At 69.5% G+C, this 16,331-nt stretch carries 26 protein-coding genes; 6 read left to right on the forward strand and 20 right to left on the reverse strand.

Translation table 11 applies throughout. From position 1 onward, the window contains the following. On the reverse strand, positions 1-1,238 hold a 1,238-nt coding region (locus ACFWFR_RS00750), incomplete at its 3' end, for an FAD-binding protein (protein ID WP_377620525.1). Between the two features lie 185 nt (positions 1,239-1,423). Beyond that, entirely contained in the window at positions 1,424-1,642 is a 219-nt protein-coding gene (locus ACFWFR_RS00755) for a helix-turn-helix domain-containing protein (protein ID WP_377620527.1), read from the reverse strand. A 51-nt stretch (positions 1,643-1,693) separates the two neighbouring features. Between ACFWFR_RS00755 and ACFWFR_RS00760 the strand changes: the two genes are divergently transcribed. Both ACFWFR_RS00760 and ACFWFR_RS00765 read left to right on the forward strand, forming a co-directional pair. After that, entirely contained in the window at positions 1,694-2,155 is a 462-nt protein-coding gene (locus tag ACFWFR_RS00760; protein ID WP_377620529.1) for a hypothetical protein, read from the forward strand. Between the two features lie 2 nt (positions 2,156-2,157). Continuing rightward, on the forward strand, positions 2,158-2,367 hold the full coding sequence (locus ACFWFR_RS00765; protein ID WP_377620531.1) for a hypothetical protein: 210 nt from the start codon (positions 2,158-2,160) through the stop codon (positions 2,365-2,367). Here the strand turns inward: ACFWFR_RS00765 and ACFWFR_RS00770 are convergent. Then, the gene (locus ACFWFR_RS00770) at positions 2,357-2,617 is read right to left on the reverse strand and encodes a hypothetical protein (protein ID WP_377620533.1); all 261 of its coding nucleotides are present in this window, start codon (positions 2,615-2,617) and stop codon (positions 2,357-2,359) included. The genes ACFWFR_RS00765 and ACFWFR_RS00770 overlap by 11 nt on opposite strands. A gap of 106 nt (positions 2,618-2,723) precedes the next feature. Here ACFWFR_RS00770 and ACFWFR_RS00775 point away from each other — a divergent pair, with 106 nt between their 5' ends. From ACFWFR_RS00775 to ACFWFR_RS00785, 3 genes are read left to right on the forward strand one after another with little or no spacing between them, the layout of a single operon-like run. Next, complete coding sequence (locus ACFWFR_RS00775) at positions 2,724-3,203, forward strand: hypothetical protein (RefSeq protein WP_377620534.1); 480 nt, start codon at positions 2,724-2,726, stop codon at positions 3,201-3,203. 40 nt (positions 3,204-3,243) lie between these two features. Continuing rightward, positions 3,244-3,639, forward strand: a complete 396-nt coding sequence (locus tag ACFWFR_RS00780; protein ID WP_377620536.1) for a helix-turn-helix domain-containing protein — start codon at positions 3,244-3,246, stop codon at positions 3,637-3,639. Further along, the gene (locus ACFWFR_RS00785) at positions 3,632-4,105 is read left to right on the forward strand and encodes a hypothetical protein (protein ID WP_377620538.1); all 474 of its coding nucleotides are present in this window, start codon (positions 3,632-3,634) and stop codon (positions 4,103-4,105) included. Before ACFWFR_RS00780 ends, ACFWFR_RS00785 begins: the two co-directional genes overlap by 8 nt. 89 nt (positions 4,106-4,194) lie before the next feature. Here the strand turns inward: ACFWFR_RS00785 and ACFWFR_RS00790 are convergent, their stop codons facing one another. The 10 genes from ACFWFR_RS00790 to ACFWFR_RS00835 form a co-directional block, all read right to left on the reverse strand. Further along, positions 4,195-4,674: a hypothetical protein gene (locus ACFWFR_RS00790; RefSeq protein ID WP_377620540.1), complete on the reverse strand. Its 480-nt coding sequence runs from the start codon at positions 4,672-4,674 to the stop codon at positions 4,195-4,197. Then, positions 4,671-5,486, reverse strand: a complete 816-nt coding sequence (locus tag ACFWFR_RS00795) for a D-alanyl-D-alanine carboxypeptidase family protein (protein ID WP_377620541.1) — start codon at positions 5,484-5,486, stop codon at positions 4,671-4,673. The genes ACFWFR_RS00790 and ACFWFR_RS00795 overlap by 4 nt, the downstream gene beginning before the upstream one ends. A gap of 64 nt (positions 5,487-5,550) precedes the next feature. Next, complete coding sequence (locus ACFWFR_RS00800; RefSeq protein WP_377620543.1) at positions 5,551-6,312, reverse strand: D-alanyl-D-alanine carboxypeptidase family protein; 762 nt, start codon at positions 6,310-6,312, stop codon at positions 5,551-5,553. A 66-nt stretch (positions 6,313-6,378) separates the two neighbouring features. Next, on the reverse strand, positions 6,379-6,759 hold the full coding sequence (locus tag ACFWFR_RS00805) for a hypothetical protein (protein WP_377620544.1): 381 nt from the start codon (positions 6,757-6,759) through the stop codon (positions 6,379-6,381). Continuing rightward, on the reverse strand, positions 6,756-7,382 hold the full coding sequence (locus ACFWFR_RS00810) for a hypothetical protein (protein WP_377620546.1): 627 nt from the start codon (positions 7,380-7,382) through the stop codon (positions 6,756-6,758). Before ACFWFR_RS00810 ends, ACFWFR_RS00805 begins: the two co-directional genes overlap by 4 nt. After that, complete coding sequence (locus tag ACFWFR_RS00815; RefSeq protein WP_377620548.1) at positions 7,363-7,533, reverse strand: hypothetical protein; 171 nt, start codon at positions 7,531-7,533, stop codon at positions 7,363-7,365. Before ACFWFR_RS00815 ends, ACFWFR_RS00810 begins: the two co-directional genes overlap by 20 nt. 9 nt (positions 7,534-7,542) lie before the next feature. After that, positions 7,543-8,505, reverse strand: a complete 963-nt coding sequence (locus ACFWFR_RS00820) for a hypothetical protein (RefSeq protein WP_377620549.1) — start codon at positions 8,503-8,505, stop codon at positions 7,543-7,545. Further along, on the reverse strand, positions 8,502-9,581 hold the full coding sequence (locus ACFWFR_RS00825) for a hypothetical protein (protein WP_377620551.1): 1,080 nt from the start codon (positions 9,579-9,581) through the stop codon (positions 8,502-8,504). The genes ACFWFR_RS00820 and ACFWFR_RS00825 overlap by 4 nt, the downstream gene beginning before the upstream one ends. A gap of 10 nt (positions 9,582-9,591) precedes the next feature. Continuing rightward, on the reverse strand, positions 9,592-10,392 hold the full coding sequence (locus ACFWFR_RS00830; RefSeq protein WP_377620552.1) for a hypothetical protein: 801 nt from the start codon (positions 10,390-10,392) through the stop codon (positions 9,592-9,594). Further along, positions 10,392-13,088: a phage tail tape measure protein gene (locus ACFWFR_RS00835; protein ID WP_377620554.1), complete on the reverse strand. Its 2,697-nt coding sequence runs from the start codon at positions 13,086-13,088 to the stop codon at positions 10,392-10,394. The genes ACFWFR_RS00830 and ACFWFR_RS00835 overlap by 1 nt, the downstream gene beginning before the upstream one ends. A 42-nt stretch (positions 13,089-13,130) precedes the next feature. On the opposite strand from ACFWFR_RS00835, the gene ACFWFR_RS00840 reads away from it, so the two are divergent. Further along, positions 13,131-13,361, forward strand: a complete 231-nt coding sequence (locus ACFWFR_RS00840; protein WP_377620555.1) for a hypothetical protein — start codon at positions 13,131-13,133, stop codon at positions 13,359-13,361. 3 nt (positions 13,362-13,364) lie between these two features. Here ACFWFR_RS00840 and ACFWFR_RS00845 read toward each other — a convergent pair whose 3' ends face one another. The 7 genes from ACFWFR_RS00845 to ACFWFR_RS00875 form a co-directional block, all read right to left on the reverse strand. Further along, positions 13,365-13,574, reverse strand: coding sequence for a hypothetical protein (locus tag ACFWFR_RS00845; RefSeq protein ID WP_377620556.1), 210 nt, complete (start codon positions 13,572-13,574; stop codon positions 13,365-13,367). 137 nt (positions 13,575-13,711) lie between these two features. Further along, on the reverse strand, positions 13,712-14,245 hold the full coding sequence (locus tag ACFWFR_RS00850) for a hypothetical protein (RefSeq protein ID WP_377620558.1): 534 nt from the start codon (positions 14,243-14,245) through the stop codon (positions 13,712-13,714). A 96-nt stretch (positions 14,246-14,341) separates the two neighbouring features. Further along, a complete protein-coding gene (locus ACFWFR_RS00855; protein ID WP_377620560.1) occupies positions 14,342-14,854 on the reverse strand; it encodes a hypothetical protein in 513 nt (170 codons plus the stop codon). Between the two features lie 4 nt (positions 14,855-14,858). Continuing rightward, positions 14,859-15,116, reverse strand: a complete 258-nt coding sequence (locus tag ACFWFR_RS00860; RefSeq protein WP_377620562.1) for a hypothetical protein — start codon at positions 15,114-15,116, stop codon at positions 14,859-14,861. A 64-nt stretch (positions 15,117-15,180) separates the two neighbouring features. Continuing rightward, positions 15,181-15,585: a hypothetical protein gene (locus ACFWFR_RS00865; RefSeq protein ID WP_377620563.1), complete on the reverse strand. Its 405-nt coding sequence runs from the start codon at positions 15,583-15,585 to the stop codon at positions 15,181-15,183. After that, positions 15,582-15,962: a hypothetical protein gene (locus ACFWFR_RS00870; protein ID WP_377620565.1), complete on the reverse strand. Its 381-nt coding sequence runs from the start codon at positions 15,960-15,962 to the stop codon at positions 15,582-15,584. The genes ACFWFR_RS00865 and ACFWFR_RS00870 overlap by 4 nt, the downstream gene beginning before the upstream one ends. Continuing rightward, the gene (locus tag ACFWFR_RS00875) at positions 15,962-16,321 is read right to left on the reverse strand and encodes a DUF6093 family protein (RefSeq protein ID WP_377620567.1); all 360 of its coding nucleotides are present in this window, start codon (positions 16,319-16,321) and stop codon (positions 15,962-15,964) included. Before ACFWFR_RS00875 ends, ACFWFR_RS00870 begins: the two co-directional genes overlap by 1 nt. Positions 16,322-16,331: the final 10 nt, after the last annotated feature.

Genomic DNA, 16,331 nt, shown 5'->3' on the forward strand with positions numbered 1-16,331 from the left:
AGCTTCTCGGCGAGCTCCTCGAGGGTGTCCGCCTTCACCTCGATTCCCTCGGACCTCATCGCCTTGGTGAGCCTCGGGTCCAGCGCGAAGGAGCGCAGGTAGCGGTGGCGGTGGCGGGCGTCGAGGATGAACCAGTAGTCGCCCTCCTTGTCGTGCTCGAGCATGTGATGGCCGAGATCTACGTAGGACTCGGCCTCGTTGGCGAACCGGGCTCCTCGGGCGTCGACGATGAGCGAGTAGGGCAGCGACCGCTCACCGACCAGGAAGGACGGACCGGATCCCTCCGGGCCTGCGATCGACGCACCCCACCAGGCGTCCTCCATCAGCTCGACGGCGGCACCGGCCTGTTGCGCGAGGTCGATCGGAACGCCGAGGGCACCTGGGCTGCCCGACGGTGAGCCCTCGATGCCCTGGAGCTCCAGGCGCTTGGCCTTGTTCTGGTCGAAGCCCCCGGCCGCGAGCATGACCCCGCGGTTCGCGCCGATCGTCACCGCCCTGCCGTCCTTGCGGACCTGGACGCCGACGACGCGGTCGCCCTCGAGGATCAGCTCCTCCAGAGGTGACTCCAGCCACAGGGGCGCCTTGCCCCCGACGAGCACGGCATGCCCGAGCCGTGCCGTGAGGCCCGCGCCGATGCCGGTGAGCTTCTTGCCGGTGACGACGCCCCCGAGCACCCGGAAGACGACTCGAGCGCCACGCCCGAAGCCGTCGAGGGTCGACCAGGCGCGCACGATCTGCCACACGTCGTCTGTCATCATCGGCAACGGCATGAGGATGCGCAGCGACTTCGCCAGGTCGCCGATCTTCCGTACGTCGAACGGCTTGGGCTCGATCGCCCGGCCGATCTTGCCGCCCGGCAGCTCTGGGTAGTAGTCCGGGTAGTCGGTGGCGCGGGCGAAGACGACGCCGTGCTTCTCGGCCGTGAGGACGAAGTCGTCGACGCCGTCGACGTACGCCTCCTTGCGCTCGCGCGCCGTGGCACGACCGACGTCGCCGATCGTGGCCTCCATGTACTCGAGCGCCTCCTCGCGCGAATCGCCGGCACTGGCGCGCTGCATGAGCGGGTTGTTCGGAAGCCACATGCCGCCGCCCGACATCGCGGTGTTGCCGCCCCACCTGTCGGTGCTCTCCAGCAGCAGGACGCTGAGCCCTTCATCGACGGCGCCCAGCGCGGTCGTGAGCCCCGCACCTCCTGTGCCGACGACGACGACGTCGTAGGTGTGATCGAAACTGCGCACCGTTAGCCTCCTCCAACCGGACAACTCTGTCCGGTTCAGTCTGGCACAGCTCCCCGCCCAGCACCATGCTCGTGACTCACGTGGGGATCACACGCTGAAGTACTTCGCTTCCAGTTGTAATCCCACAATGCCCTTGCATTGCAACGAATATGCGGTCCAGGTGTAGCCAGTGGTGTGGCCAACGCTCAAGTTCGCCTGCGCGGCCGTGTGCGCACCCACGGGTCTGCGGCTCGTCGAGCTTGATGCTCGCGGTAGGCCTCGAGTACCTGGGGCGTGATGCGCCATGGTCCGCGCTCGCCGCGGAGCCTGTACACCCTGAGGTCGCCAGATGCGATGAGGTTCCGGACGGTCTCAGTCGATGCTCGCAACTCGGCCGCGACGTCCTTGGTGGTGAGCTCGCCCATCTCGCCAGGGCCTGCAGGGTGTACCGGCCGCCGGCCCGCTAGGCTCCCGGCATGGCAGGGGAGTGGACGATCCGTGAGCTCGCGCGCGAGGCCGGGGTGTCGCGGAAGAGTGTGTGGGCGTGGATCGACGCGCAGGGATGGGAGCGGCCGGAGTGGGGCCCGTGGATCCTCGACGACAAGCGTGCACGGCTCGTGCTCGAGCGGTTCGAGCAGACCGCCCCGTTACGCACGCCGCGCGAGCGTATGCCGTGCAGCGTCGAGGGCTGCGAGCGGACGAGCGCTGGCCTGCAGGATGTGTGCCAGATGCACTACAAGCGGCGGATGCGGACCGGCCGCACCGAGCGGTCGTCCGGCGGGGACTGGCAGACCGCCAAGACGCACTGCCCGGCCGGGCACGAGTACACGCCGGAGAACATCTACCGCTTCCCGTCCGACGCCGGGACCAGGCGCCGCTGCCGGATGTGCCGCATCGCCCAGTCCTCGACCCCGAAGAAGCAGGCGGCAGGAGGATGAGCGTGGAGAAGGTCCGCATCGTCGTCTACGGAGCCTTCGCCATCGTTGGTGTCGCGCTCTTGGTGACGGCCGAGTCGACGAGCGGTCGTGTGCTCGGCGGGGTGATGGCAACGCTTGGAGTCGTGTCGGTCGTCATGGCCGTCGTCGAGAGACGCCGGAGGCGACGCGCTGAGCGCCTGGACCGCCCCGAGGACTCGGCTCCTACCGCCTGACGACGGCGCCGGCCCAGACCCAGGCCGTGTCGGGGTGGCCGAAGCGGTCCATGTAGCTGATGTGCACGCCGCGCTTGGTCCAGGCGATCGCCTCGGCGTCGATCTCGAACTCGTCACCCTGCATCGTCACGATCCACGCCCGGACCGGCATCGGCGTCTCCGCGGTCGTGACCTCGAACCCGTACTGCTTCGGGCTCAGGGTGCGCGCCCGTTTTGGGAACGGGGTGTTGCCGGTCGGTCTGCTCACCATGCCAGCGTATCGAACATGTGTTCGAGTTTGCTCGCGGTGTCCTGGGGCTAGACTGGCCGCCATGTCGGATCCTGGGCGCACTTCGAACTGTAGTTTGGGCGTCCCTGTGGACTACTACTGGCATGACTGCTCTGACCCGGAACTGCATCTTGATCGCGCAACCGACGCCGTGTTTGCCTCCCTGGAACGTCCATCCCGACGGTGGAGTCCGCACAACAAGGTGTACGTCCGAAGGTCCATCAGGCGTCGTCTCGAGCTAGCCGCCGCTGGGGGGTTGAAGCCGCTGGCTCATGTCAAGCCGGTGGGGGATGGCCAGGCCGACCTCTTCGAGATCCGATGGACAGACATCAATGTTGTCGAAGCGGGCGAGGATGGCGAGTTGCGGTTCAAGGTGGTTGGCGTGCGGCTGTATCACGCAGAGCCTCTGGCGATCTCGGTGGCGGCCGTGGCTCTCCACGCCCATGAGAAGGACTACTACCCGGACGATCCGAAGCGAACACACGATGCGCAGGACGAGCAGATCGCCATCGCCGAAGGCATCTTTCGGGACGGGTGGGCGACGCGCTGGGGCTTGCCGCTGCCGTAGACGCTTGCTATCGCACCCCGGGGCATATAGGTTTCCTCCTATGACCGAGGAAGAACTGATCGCGATCGAGCGTCGTGCTGACTCTCTGATCGAGAGCCATGAAGTGCTACTCAGCGAACTGGTCAAGCTCCGCAAGAAGCACCGTCTGACGCAGGCTGAGGTCGCGGAGCGCATGGGCGTGAGCCAGCCCACAGTTGCAGGTTTCGAGCGCTACGACGCGAACCCGACACTGTCGACGGTGCGGCGGTACGCCCTCGCTGTCGGGGCGAAGTTGGACGAGCGCGTCGTCGACGACTGTGTGGACTCCGCTCCTGCCTCGGTTGATATTGAGGCCATCGTGTCAGGCCGCATGGGCCCCGTTCGTTTTTCGCGTGCGAAGGCACCGACGCGAGTTGGGCGTGGGCGACTCCAGGTTGGCTCCTACGCCGGTGTCTGACTTCTTGGGGCCAAGCGAATCACTCGTTGCCTTCGTTCCACGGGTCAGTCTGCTCAGTATCGGCTATTCGGAACTCTCGGCTACGGCGTCCGATCTGCCTGCGGAGGCACCGGAGTCAGATGCGTTCGACGTCGATCCGGAGTACACGCTCAACGTGGCCATCCACCCCTCAGAGCCGCGGTTCGGGTTGCGCCTTCGAGTGGATATCGAGGGTCCGTTTGGTGTGCTCCACGTTGAGACCCAAGCGGACTACGAGGCGGATGGGATCGAACAGTCTGCGCTGAGCAACGCGCTGCTGGTTGAGTACGCGAACCATGTGGGACTCTTTGCGATGGTCCCATATGCCCGACAGGCGATCGCTGACCTGAGCCTACGAGTCTTTGGCTCGCCACTCCTGATGCCGACGATGCAGCGAGGAGACCTGACGTTCCCGTCTGACGCGCTGGAGACCCGGCCGACGAGGTAGGGCTGGGCCGTCTTGCATCCAATCCAAGAGTCGTTAGCGACGAATGGCCCCGCCCTCCTGAAGGAGGGCGGGACTTCGTCATGCTCAGGTCAGGCGAGGTCGATCGGGCGGTACATCGTGACGAGGTTGGAGCCGTCGAGCTGGACGCCGTAGTGCCAGCCGTCGGCGCGCTGCTCGACGTAGAGGACCGTGCCGCCCTGGCCGGTGGCTTCGATGGCGACGTGGTCGTTGCGCCCCAGTGGGGGCGGGGTGCCCGACGTCGGGGGCATGTACTCGAGGGTGCCGATCTTGGCGTGGCGGGCGTAGATCGGTGTCTGGGCGGATCCGAGGGCCAGGCGGGTGAGCCAGTCCGGGATGTGCGGCTCGGCCCAGCGCCAGGCGATGTACCAGGCGCCGACCACGAGCGCGGTCACCGCGGTGACCGCGAGGTCGGAGGTCAGGAGGTCGGTGACCTCGGCGGGCAGGACCACGACCGTGAGGAGCCACGCGACCGCCGAGCCCCACAGGACGGGCACGACGGTGCGCAGGTAGGACACCGCGCGGTCGGAGATCGGCGACGGGGCGCTCATCGGGCACCTGCGTCGAGCTGCTGGGCGATGCTCTGCTCGGGGCCGGCGGGGGCGATCGCGCCGAGCAGGACGGCGTTCTGACGGCGGGCCTCGGCGCTGTTCTCGGTGTCGCCGCGCACGGTCTGGACGTAGATGGCCTCGGCCTGGGTGGCGGGCGATGCGTGCCCGCTGGGGGCGAGCACGATGAGGCGCAGCAGGCGCAGTGCCTCCTCGTCGCGGGACCGGTCGTTGTCGGTGTACATGTCGTCCTCCGGGGTGATGGGGGCCGGTCGGCCCGGGATGGTCGGGGTGGTGATTGAGCCGGTGTCTCCGGCGATCGGGAAGGCCACGGTGCCGATGAACTCGTAGTGCCAGGGCTCGAGCGTGGGGATCTTGCGCGCCCAGGTGGGCCAGACCCACCCGAAGCGGGGCCCGTTCGCCACGAGCCACAGCTGCTCGGCGGTGCCGAGCTTGTTGACGTTCGAGCCGAGGTCGAGGGCAAGCCCCCAGCCGTGGTTGGAGGTGCCGGGCACGGCGGCGGCCGCGGTGCCCGTGCGCCGCCACCAGTACTTGCCCTTCCACGGGCCGCGGCGGTCGTTGACGCCCTGGTAGGTCGGGTGCGGGTAGCGGTCCTCGAAGATCGCGATCTGACCGAAGGCGCCGGCCTTGGGCCGGTAGGCGTCGGTGACGACGAGGGCCTTGCCGAACTTCGCCTTGAACGCGGTCGCGAGAGCTTCGAACCCCGCGGCGGCGTCGGCGCGTAGCAGGTGTCCGGTCGACAGGCGCGTGAGCGCCGCGTCGGGGATCTCCCCGTTCTGGAACGTGGTGGCCATCTGTCTGCCTCCTGGGCATGCCGGGCCCCGACGTCGTGCGTGTCGGGGCCCGGGGTGGGTGAGGTCAGTCGGTGGCGGTGGCGGGGTACTCGTCGAGGTGGTCGCGGGCGTCGGTCTCGGGGCTCTGGCCGTCCTGCCCGTCGAGGAGGGCACCGAGCGTGCGGCGGGTCTGGGTCGAGTTGGTGCCGTTGCCCCAGAGCTTGGCGATGGCGGTGGCTTCGTTGGCGCTGGCGGGTGGGTTCCAGCCGAGGATCACGCCGAGCATGCGGCGGTTCTCTCCGGCGTGCTCGAGGGTCTGGGCGAGCTGGTAGGCCTGTCCGGGGGTCATGTCGTTCTCCTGGGTGTCGCGGGTGGGGTCGTAGACGAGGTGCCAGGGCTCCTGGATGGAGCCGCGGCCCTCGGTGTCGGTCCAGCCGTGCTCGGCGAGGATCGGGAACGTGGCGGTGCGGCGGGGGTGGTTGAACTGGCCGACGACGCCGTAGTCGACGACGTCGACGGCGATGCCCCAGCCGTGGTTGGAGGTGCCGGGGATGGCTGCGGCGGCGCCGCGCATCCGGGCGTAGCGCACGCCCTTGTACCAGCGGACGTCGTTGTAGGGGCCGGCGCCGGTGGCCAGGGGCTCGTAGCGTTCGAAGAAGAGCTGCTCCTGTTCGGCCAGCGTGCGGTTCCAGCCGTTCACGGTCAGGGTGATCCCGGTCCGCTCGAACACGTCGAGTCGAGCTCGGTTCCACGAGATGGCGGCGTCGGTCCGCAGGAACGCCCCGGGTTGTCCGTCGAGCGGAGAGAGGGCGGACGCGGGGACGGAGCCGTTCGGATAGTCGGGCATGTGCTGCCTCCTGGCATGACGAAGGCCCCGACGTCACGCTGTGTCGGGGCCCGGGGGTGGGTGAGGTCAGTCGGTAGCGGTAGCGAGGTGCTCGTCGAGGCGGTCGCGGGTGTCGATGAGGACGCCGTGCATCTTGTCGAGCTTGGTCTTGGTGTCGCGCTGGCCGCGCGACATCTTCCCGACCGCGGCCCCGACGGTCTCGACCGCGGTCGTGAGTTGGTCGACGTCGTCGCGCAGGTTCCTCGTGTGGTCGTTCTCGACCTGGTGGCGGATCGTCTCGGCGACCGTGGCGGCACGCGATAACGACTCTTCCTGCCTGGCGAGGGCTTTGCGTACTGGGCGCTGCACCCACGCGACCGCGAGAGCTGTGAGCGCCGGGACGCCGACGACCAGGACCACAGCAAGGAGCCATGCCCACCACGGCGTGCCAGCGGGTGGCGGGGTCATGCGACCTTCGCCAGCCAGCGTGCGTGGACCGCGAGAATGAACGCCCCGGGCGCCATGGTCGCGGTGGCGCGCGAGATGTTGAAGCGCAGGTCCCCGTTGCCGTAGACGACGACGTTCGCTGCGCTCCACGGGCCGTCGCCGCCGAACGTCGCCGCGAAGATCTTGCGTGTGGCCGGGGCTGCGGTGGCGGGGATTGACCCGAGCGGGGCCTCGGGTGTCCCGATCGATCCCGAGCCGGCGTTGCGGATGCCGCCGGAGAGCACCATGTGGGCGCCGTCCTGGTAGAGCGTCAGCGGGTCCTCGGGGTCGGTGACCCAGATGCTGTTGAGGGTGGGTGCGGCAGGTGTCCCGATGCCGGCCACGCCCTCCCAGGCGGTCCCGTTGTTGGTCTTCTCGAGCAGGCCGCGGGGGCCGGCGTCGGTGCGGTGGACGTACAGGGGCCGCGTGGTGGACGGGATGTAGGGCGGGTTCTGGGCGGCCAGGTCGGCGACCAACTGGGCCCGGGCGGTGACGTTCGGGACCGGCACGGGGTCGTTGATCGAGCCCGCGAGGTCGTTGAGGGACTGGCGGCGCGGGGTCTCCCCGGCGGCGGGGACAGTGTGCCTACGTGGGCTGGTCGCCATCGGTGACCACCTCCTCAGGAGCAGGGTCCGGCTCTGGTGCCGGATCGGGGGTCGGGGTGATGGGCGGGAGCTCGCCGCGGGCGGCGTGCCAGTCGGCGTGCAGGTCGATGAGAGCCACGACGGCCCCGCAGATGTCGCAGTAGATCCACACGGGGGCCTCCTAGGCGGGTCGGGTATAGGTCACGGACAGGGCCATGCCGTCGCCGTTGCCGGCGCCTGCAACGCCCCAGTACTGCGGGCCGATGAGGGCGAGGCCCTTGATGGCGCCGGTGCGCATGCCCTCACGGGTTGCGGCGGCCAGGTCGGTCCAGCCGTCGCCGGTTGCGGTAGGGCCGGATGAGGCCGGCGCGCCGGCCGGCCGGGCGCCGTGCGGTGAGCCCTGGACGGTCGCGGGGCCAGATGCCCCGGCCAGGCCGACGCCACGGAGCATCGCCTGGACGCGGTCGATCGAGATGGCGCCGAGGTTGGCGAGCTGGTCGCCGTAGGTCGCGAGCCCAACCATCGGCCCTGACCCGAACCCGTTGCCCTGGTAGAGGGTCGAGCGTCCGCCGTAGCGGTCGACGTTCCACCGATCCCACGCGCCCGCCGAGGCTCGCCACGACCCGGACCACTGGGGTCCGATGGTCTGGGTGACCTGGACCGTGGCGCCAGATGGGGGAGGCGGTGTGCCTCCACCACCTGCAGGGGCGATAGCCGAGGGGCCCAGCACCAGGACGGGCACGCCCCAGTCAGACAGCGAGACCCACACCGAGACCGGCGGGGTTCCGTAGGCGCCTGCCAGGTACGGCAGGGCATAGGAGGTGCCCGCCAAGTTGACCGTCGCGACCGTGGCGGTAGCCGCGGTCATCGTCGCCGGGACGACCGGGTCGAGAGGGTCGAGGGGGCCCAGGACGAGCGAGGGGCGCCCCGTGGAGGGGTTGAGCAGGACCCGGGCCAGGCCCACGCCCGCGCCGGCTGATCGGCGGTAGCGCCCGGGCTGGGCGGGCAGCCACAGGGGCTCGCCCCGCACACCCACCCGCACCAGACGCGCCGCCGGGTTGACGTCGTAGCACGGGCCTACGGTCGTCAGCGCGTCGTCGGTCGCCGCACTGAGATTCGGGAGTAGCAGGTCGAGGTCGCTCACATGCTCACCCCCACGTCCACACGCATCTCGCCGTCGGCGACGGTCAGAGGCAGGTCGTAGCCCGTCACGTAGCCCCAGGTCCGCTCCCCGTCGCGCAGGATCTCGACGGGGTCGTCGAGGTCGATGCGCGGGTCCGGGACGCACCGCACCGGGACCGAGGTCGCCGGCAGGATGGAGTTCGCGAGCATCGTCTGCGCCGAAGCCAGCGCCATCGCCGTGCTCGAGATGAGCGGCGACGACCAGATCTTGGTGACCGGCCCGTACTCGCCCGCGACAGCCATGGGCCCGGTGGTCTGCTGCGCCACGACCTGGATGTCCTCCGAGCCTGGCGCTGACGATCTGGCGACGACCTCGTTGAAAGCGCCGTCCCGGGTGTCCGAACGCCCCGCGGAGGCGAGCGTGCCGCGCTCCCCGTCGCGCAGCGTCAGGACCGGCACTGGAACCTGCGACCGGGGCCGGCGGTAGACGATCTGGCCCCACTCATCGGTGCGCAGCAGCGCCGGCCACGCGTCCGCGATCTCCTGCAGCGCGGCGAGACGATCCTCCGGCCACGCCATCCCGGCCGGGCACGCCCGGTCGACCAGGCCCGCGTCGAACCCTGCGGACATCCCCGGTGGGAGCAGGCGCCGCGCCTCGGACATGAGCGTCGCCCCCGTCCCAGGCTGGGTCGGGGACGTGAGCTTTGCGTCGTCCGGCCGGCGCAGACGTCCCGCGGCCACGACCCGGATCGTGCCGTCGTCGCCGTCGTCCCAGTCAGTGATGAGGAACCGGCCGACGCGGGTCTCCCACGTGTCGGTATCCACGGACGAGGAGACGACGATCGAGACCTGCAGCTCCTGCCCGTACTTGGCCAGCGGGTGGTCGACCTGGTCGCCGGGGCGCATGTCCCGCAGCCCGTCGAACCTGGGCACCGTGAGCGTGAGGCGCTCGGGAACCTTCTGCCCGACCTGCGCCACGAGCCGACCGCGCATGATCGGGATCTCGGCGTCGAGCAGACGCCCGCCGAGCCAGGACGAGACCGACGGCGCCCACCCGCACGTACCCGACAGAACCTCCTCAGGAGGACCCGCTCTCATCGGCTCCTCCTCACGACAGCTGGCCCCATGGATAGGTGTCCCACTGGTCCCACGTGGACGCCGCGAAGAGCGCGTCGTGCTGGGCCCACGTGCGGGTCTCCATGGCGGCGTCGAAGTCGTCCCACGTCCACGCGGACAGCGCTGCGCTGGGCTCGGGGTCGTCGACCAGGACGTACTCGAGGGACCAGACACGCTGGGTTGAGAGGCCACCGTCGCCCGTCCACAAGACGTTCGACGGCTTGCCGACGACCTGGATCAGGTCGACGGCGTCCAGGTCGCGGATCGCGCCGTCGGTGCGCAGGACGAGCGGGCGACCGGCGCGCAGTAGGTCACGCATGGCAGTCGTGTTCTGCCGGGTCGTGCGGATGCGCAGCGACCCGCCGCCGTCCCCGCCCGGTGCATACCGGACGGGCGGGCGGGCGCGCCCCGGGACGTCGAACGTGACCGCGTTCGAGACCAGGTCGCGGGGCATCCCGTTGTCATCCCACACGAAGTCCACCGACGTCTGGCCGTCCAGCGACTGCAGGACGTACCGCGCCGTGTGGGACACGGTGACCGGTGCGGACACGTAGGTCACGCCAGCCACGACCGCCTGGTAGGTCACCAGAGCGTTGAGCGCGGACCGGTTGTCGACACGCACAACCTGCTCGCCCGACGACATACCGACGCCACCCGGAACAGGCCACGACGAGCCTCCGCCCGTCGCGCCCGTCACCGTGTACGCGGTCCCCGCGGGGACCCCCGCGAGCACGATCTGCACCGGCTCCGGCGAGCCCGCCGGCACCAGCGAGGCGGTGATCGTGACAGCCATCAGCGCGCCCTCCGATTCTGAGACGTGCGGATCGACCGAACAGCGACCGCTTCCATCCACCCCTCGAGCCCGTTGCCGAGATCGAGCCTCCCCACCAGCTGCAGGCCGGTGAGGTCGAACGGCTCACCAGGGGCGACCGCCTGGGACGGAGCCGAGTACGCGAACTGCTGGGACTGGAGCATCTGCGCGGCACTCGCGTTGCGCCCCCCGAGGTCGCCGATCGCAGCGGCCGTGTCGCGGGCGTTGACGACGGTTCCTGAGCGCGGCATCACGAGGAGCTCGGGCCCCTCCTCGCCCACGAGATAGAGTTCACCGCCCCGCACCGGACCGCCGGACGCACGCCCCTCGACGACCTGTGATGCGGTCGCTGCGTTGTTGTACGCCTGCTGGCGCACCGTGATGTCGATCGTCTTGTCCTTGAGGAATGACATCGCCGTCTGCACTGCCCCGATCTGGCGCAGCGCCTCACCGGTATGAACGGTCACGGTCGCCTGGTAGTTGCCCGGGATGAGCCCCAGCTGGTCCGCGAGGGCGTTCGCTTCGTCGGCCGTCATCCCCATCTGCCCGGCCATGCGCAGGAACTCATCGCGCGACCGCTGGACCGCGCCCTGGACCTCGCCTTGCGTGGCGCCGTTCTTCTGCATGTCCTCGACCAGACGAAGGTTCGCTGCGGCGATCCCGTCGAGAGCCGCCTGGTTCGTGCGGCCCTTATCGGTCGTGATGTCGAGCGTCGCGCCGTTCTCCTTGAGCGCGGCCTCCGCAGCGTCGACGGCAGCCTCAAACCCACGCTGCGAATCGCGCGCTGCCAAGGCCATGTTTGCGAGCGTCGAGAGGCCGCTGATCGCGTCCTCGAGGGTCGTGACCTGCGCGGCGGTGGCGTAGGTCGACTCGACGGTGGCGGCCGTGAGCTCGTTGGTTGCGACACCAGCGATCTTGTCCGCCTCGGCCTTGCGCTCGGCCGCAGTCATCGACCCCTCAAGGGCGCTCCTCTCACCGTCAAGCGAGCCGATGAACTTGTCGATGCCACCCTTCTTGTTCTCGTACTCGCGGCCCGTGCGGTCCAGGCCGTCAAGGTACGCAGTCGTGGCGGTGTTTACTCGATCCGTCGCGTCCGCCTGGCCCAGGATGTAGCCCTGCAGGTCCTGGATTGCGAGGCCGTACCGCTCGGCATCCTCGATGAGCGACTTCGGATCCTTGCCGAAGATCCCTCCGAGCCAGTCATCCTGGCCGCTCGACAGGAAGGTGTTGATCGACGAGAGAGTGGCCTCGGTGGTTTGCCCGAACTCATCTAGCGTGCCCTGCAGCTCTTCCGTGCGAGCCTTCGCCTCTGCAGCCTTCTGCGCCCAGGCGGCAAGTCCGACGGCAGCGGCGGCGACCACCAGGCCGACCGCACCCGCAGCGACAGACGCGACCTTGGCTGAGCGGCCGAGGCCCTCGTAGGCGATCTTGGCGTTGTTGACTGCGATCGCCATCTTGCCCATGCCTGCGATCGAGAGTGCGACGAGGCCGCCGCTGCCGACGATCGCGGTGACTGCACCGAGGACCGGAGCGGGGATCTCGCCGAGTTTGTCGACGACGGCGTCGGTGCCCTGCACGATGGACCGCAGGCCGTCATTGACCCCGGACCCGGACTGGATGAACAGGGTCTCGAGGGAGCCGCCGAGGCCTTCGACGTCGCCCTTGAGGTTGTCGAGCTTGGTCGCGGCGGTCTCGGCTGCGTAGCCCTGGTCGTCGACCGCAGAGATCCAGTCGCGGATCCCGCCCTCGCCCTGGTCGTAGATGACGCCCGCGGCGCGGACGGCGTCGGCGCCGAAGATCGTCGCCATGGCGGCCTGGCGTGCGGCTGGGGTCATGTCGCCCATCGCGCGCGTCAGCTGGCCCGCGAAGTTCGTCATGCCGACGAACTCACCGCCCGCGCCGTAGGCAGAGATCTCGAGCTCCTCCATGAGCCCAGCGGCCTCGCCCGAGGGGGCGGAGAGCCGCTGGAGCATGGTCTTGAGGGAGGTGCCCGCGTCGGAGCCGAGCAGGCCGGCGGCCGCGAATGCCGAGAGGGTGCCCGTCGTCTCCTCGAGCGTGAGGCCAGTCTGGGCCGCGACGAGCCCGCCCTGCTTGAGTGCCTGGCCGAGGTCGGAGACCTCGCCCATTGCCTTGCCGGCACCGGCGGCCAGGAGGTCGGCGATGTGCCCGACGTCCTTGCCCTTGAGGTTGAACTGGGTCATGGCGATCGAGGCGTACTCGGCAGCCTCTCCCACGCCCATGCTCCCTGCCGCCGCGAGGTCGAGAGAGCCCTTGAGCCCGCCGGTCAGGATGTCGGACGCCGAGACGCCCGCCTTCGCGAGCTCCTCGATCGCGCCCGCAGCCTCGGTCGCCGAGAAGACCGTGTCCGCGCCAGCGTCGATCGCGGCATCGCGCAACGCATCGATGCTCCCCGCCGCGTCTGCTCCCGAGGACTTCACGGACGACATGGCCGAGTCGAAGTCGGAGAACTTCTTGACCGCGAGCAATGCGAACCCAGTCGCGGCCGCCCCCGCGACCGCGAACCCGTTCGAGAGCGTGTTGATGCCCTGCTCGTTGCGCTCGATGTAGCTCGACGTGCGGGTCCCCAGGTCCTGCGTCGCCTGCCCGAGCGTCTTGAGCCCGTTCAGGGCCCCCTGGACGTTCGCCCCAATCTTGAGCGTGATCGACCGGTCGGCCATTTCAACCTCCCGGGGTCAGCGGTTTGGAGTTAGATGTGAGGCATGGAGACCGAGAAATCACCTGAGCTCGCGGCGGCGCACGCACGCCAGAACAAGGGGCTGCTCATCGCGGCCGCAGTGCTCGCGGTGGTGATCCTGGCGATCTTCGTGGTCGTCCGCGTGAGCGATGCGCGAGCGCAGGACCGCCGGACCGACGAGTACTGGTGCACCCTCTCGGGCGCCAGCCCGCTCGACAGAGCCCCGAACACGGGCGAGCTCTGCATCGATCTCTAGCGGCTACGGCGGGACGCTCGCTCCGAAGAGGAGTGCGCTCGGGTGCTCGTTCTCGGCGTAGCCCTTCTGGGCGCCGAGGATCGCGGTCGTGACATGGCAGCGCGACGGCGGGGGCACGGTGACGCGCCCCTCGGTCTCGCGGGCCTGGCAGATGTCACGGGGCATCCCGCAGCGGGGGCACAGGCTTGCCTCGTGCTCGGCGAGGGCGAGCATCCAGGCGACTTGGTCCTCGTCCCACTCGACGTCGGGCCGTGAGGACGCGAGACGCCCGGCATCGTCGTACTCGTAGTGCGTGACCGGCTCCCAGCCAGACAGGCGCTTGTACGAGATGCCGAGCGAGCGCGCGAGGGTCAGTCGGTCGCGGAGGCCCGGATCACGCGCGACGCGACCTGCGAGAAAGGGGCGCTCTTCACCCCGCGGTTCACGGCCAGGACGGCCATGGCGAAGTCCTGCCACTGCCCGTCGGACATTTCGTCTGCGAGCTCGGCCCACTCGGTGCGCGGGTCGAACTCGACGGCGTTCCCCTCGTGGTCGGTGATCGCGACGATCGACTGGGCGATGACGTCGTCGAGCGAGGAGATGTCGATGGTGAACTGCTCATCGGTCTTGTCGCCCTCGCGCGGGGGGTGCGCGGCCTCGAACGCCTGCCACTTGTCGCGGCGCTGGGCCTCGATCTCGAAGTCGATCGTCGCGACCTTCATGCGTTCCTCGAGCGCCTGGACCTCGGCCGCTGCGGCGCGTGTGGCGGGCGAGGAGTTGAGCATCTGGCCGTCGGTGCGCTGCGCCTCGGTCAGGGAGGCGGTCGCGCGGTCGTACTCGGCCTGGGTGGAAAGGTCGGCGCAGAACTTCACGGTCCGGCGGGCTCGCTTCACGGCGATGGGCATGATGATCTCCCTGGTCTGGGGTGGTGGTCTGGGTGGGGGTGAACCTGCCGGCGCGCGCCCAGACCAGGGGATCCGCGCGCCGGCAGGGGTCTTGGGTCAGGCTGCGAGGGCGACGTCGGCGCGCGTGCGGCCGGTGACGTGCATCTTCTGCGTGACCTTGAGCTTGGAGTTCGCTTCGGGCGCCTGCTTGCGCTGGACGCCGCAGGTGACGGGGATGACGTCGAGGAGGTCGCCGATCGCGTTGTCGTCCTCGAACGGCAGGCCGTAGCGCAGCACGACGAAGCCCTCGGTGAGGTGCTTGAGAGTCATGTACGCGCCGTTCTTGCCCTTGTCGGTGGACTGGGGGTCGTAGACGTAGGTGAGGTCGAGGGTGTCGGTGTAGGTGCCGGGTGCCTCGTAGACCTGGCGTGAGCACAGTCGCTCGTCGTTGACGGTCTGCTCGTCGCCGCCGCGCGTGAGGCCGTCCTTCGTGAGGAAGCACGACAGGTCGACCGCGGCCGCCGCGTCGAGCTCGGTCTTCTTGGGGTTCTCCGGGTCGGCGAGGGTCGGGACCCAGGTCGCTCGGATGTTGCCGTCGGCGACGACGCCCGGGGGGATCTCTCCAGCCATGGGGCTACTCCTTCGAGGTGGCCGGGTCGTCCGGCACGGGGGTGGGTGTGGTGTCCCTGGTCTGGGATGCCCGCTTCTCACGGGCGGTCTGGACGGCCGCGTCGATCGATCTCTGCGGCTTGGCGGGGCGCGGTCGCGCGCCCGGGCCGGTCAGGACGGGAGCGTTCTTGACGAGCTCCACGCCCTCGGCAAGCGGCAGGCGCTCGTCGACGTCGTACTGGTGGCCCGTCGTCGTGTCGCGGACTCGCTTCCAGCTAGGCATGCGTGCCTCCTGGGGCATGAGGGATGGACCCCGCGCGATCCACGCCGGGGCCGATGGGGTGAGGTCAGGCGGTGCGGGCGACCGTGGTCTCAAGCGTCAACTTGCCGACGACCACGCGCCGATTCACGGACGCGATCACGACGTCATCGGGGAAGATTTTCACGTCGCCGACCTGCCCGACCGGCGAGCACTGCCAGCCCTCGACGACCAGGCGGGCCCCCTCGTAGGCCGCGAGGACCTTCTCGAGGATGATGAGGACCGCGTCCTCATTCGCCCCGGCGATCGTCACCAGCAGGCGAGCAGGACCGGCCAGGGGAGCGGTCGTGAGCGAGCGCTCCGAGACGCCAGGCGCCGCGAAGTTCAGGACCGCCCACGGCAGAGTCGGGCTGGGAGGCGTCTCGCCCACATGGACGCTCACACCCGCCGGAGCCAGGGCCAGCAGCGCCTGGGCCAGCGCCCGGACGCTCACAGGAGACCGTCCAGCACTTCGCCGATCGCGGAAGATAGGCGCGGTTCCTCAGCGGCCAGCGGGGCGTCGATGTCGACCGTTCCGCCGCCGCCGTTCGCGCCACCGAAGTAGGCGATGTTTGCCAGGGCGCCGCCACGGCGGCCCTTGTCCGGCCCGACCTCGTACTGGACCACGCCAGGGCGGTAGTCCGAGTCGTAGGAGACCGAGCCCGCAGCGCCGCGGAAACTCCGGGACGCGGCTAGGTCAGCAGACATATGCTCCTTGACGTTCTGCGCGCCTCGCTTCACGATCGCGTCCGCCTCGGGCAGGAGACGCGTCGGGATATTGCCGAGGTCGGTAGCGAGCGAGCGCAGTTCGGAGACGTCGACGTCGAACATCAGGCCACCTCCTGGACGGCGTACACGCGGTACGCGGTCTCGAACGTCCGGTACGGCGTCTCGCCCTGCAGTCGGTACTTCTGGCCAGCGATACCGGGGGCTGCCGAGGTGGTGAAGGCGCACAGGTCACCGTGCTTGGACTGGAAGGATCCGACGGGGAAGTGGACGAGGGAGCGCTGCTCCACGGACATGTGCCCGCCGGCCTCAGCGCCCATCTCGTACTGGGACTGGTTCTGCAGCTTGCACGGGCCCGAGTACACGGTCTCGAGCAGCGGCTGGACCTCGCCCGTCTCGTCGTTGGTCGTCTCGCCGACCACGCGCTCGACGGTGCAGGTGTCGACCATGAGTCGCTCGGCCATGCGGCGACCG

Source organism: Oerskovia sp. NPDC060287, from assembly GCF_042726775.1.
In the GTDB taxonomy this organism is placed as follows: Bacteria; Actinomycetota; Actinomycetes; order Actinomycetales; family Cellulomonadaceae; genus Oerskovia; species Oerskovia merdavium.

Bases quoted from the DNA above. Each gene is read 5' to 3' on its own strand.
- ACFWFR_RS00755 (WP_377620527.1), bottom strand. From the start codon at position 1,642: ATGGGCGAGCTCACCACCAAGGACGTCGCGGCCGAGTTGCGAGCATCG.
- ACFWFR_RS00760 (WP_377620529.1), top strand. From the start codon at position 1,694: ATGGCAGGGGAGTGGACGATCCGTGAGCTCGCGCGCGAGGCCGGGGTG.
- ACFWFR_RS00770 (WP_377620533.1), bottom strand. From the start codon at position 2,617: ATGGTGAGCAGACCGACCGGCAACACCCCGTTCCCAAAACGGGCGCGC.
- ACFWFR_RS00780 (WP_377620536.1), top strand. From the start codon at position 3,244: ATGACCGAGGAAGAACTGATCGCGATCGAGCGTCGTGCTGACTCTCTG.
- ACFWFR_RS00790 (WP_377620540.1), bottom strand. From the start codon at position 4,674: ATGAGCGCCCCGTCGCCGATCTCCGACCGCGCGGTGTCCTACCTGCGC.
- ACFWFR_RS00795 (WP_377620541.1), bottom strand. From the start codon at position 5,486: ATGGCCACCACGTTCCAGAACGGGGAGATCCCCGACGCGGCGCTCACG.
- ACFWFR_RS00800 (WP_377620543.1), bottom strand. From the start codon at position 6,312: ATGCCCGACTATCCGAACGGCTCCGTCCCCGCGTCCGCCCTCTCTCCG.
- ACFWFR_RS00805 (WP_377620544.1), bottom strand. From the start codon at position 6,759: ATGACCCCGCCACCCGCTGGCACGCCGTGGTGGGCATGGCTCCTTGCT.
- ACFWFR_RS00810 (WP_377620546.1), bottom strand. From the start codon at position 7,382: ATGGCGACCAGCCCACGTAGGCACACTGTCCCCGCCGCCGGGGAGACC.
- ACFWFR_RS00825 (WP_377620551.1), bottom strand. From the start codon at position 9,581: ATGAGAGCGGGTCCTCCTGAGGAGGTTCTGTCGGGTACGTGCGGGTGG.
- ACFWFR_RS00830 (WP_377620552.1), bottom strand. From the start codon at position 10,392: ATGGCTGTCACGATCACCGCCTCGCTGGTGCCGGCGGGCTCGCCGGAG.
- ACFWFR_RS00835 (WP_377620554.1), bottom strand. From the start codon at position 13,088: ATGGCCGACCGGTCGATCACGCTCAAGATTGGGGCGAACGTCCAGGGG.
- ACFWFR_RS00840 (WP_377620555.1), top strand. From the start codon at position 13,131: ATGGAGACCGAGAAATCACCTGAGCTCGCGGCGGCGCACGCACGCCAG.
- ACFWFR_RS00845 (WP_377620556.1), bottom strand. From the start codon at position 13,574: ATGCTCGCCCTCGCCGAGCACGAGGCAAGCCTGTGCCCCCGCTGCGGG.
- ACFWFR_RS00850 (WP_377620558.1), bottom strand. From the start codon at position 14,245: ATGCCCATCGCCGTGAAGCGAGCCCGCCGGACCGTGAAGTTCTGCGCC.
- ACFWFR_RS00855 (WP_377620560.1), bottom strand. From the start codon at position 14,854: ATGGCTGGAGAGATCCCCCCGGGCGTCGTCGCCGACGGCAACATCCGA.
- ACFWFR_RS00860 (WP_377620562.1), bottom strand. From the start codon at position 15,116: ATGCCTAGCTGGAAGCGAGTCCGCGACACGACGACGGGCCACCAGTAC.
- ACFWFR_RS00870 (WP_377620565.1), bottom strand. From the start codon at position 15,962: ATGTTCGACGTCGACGTCTCCGAACTGCGCTCGCTCGCTACCGACCTC.
- ACFWFR_RS00875 (WP_377620567.1), bottom strand. From the start codon at position 16,321: ATGGCCGAGCGACTCATGGTCGACACCTGCACCGTCGAGCGCGTGGTC.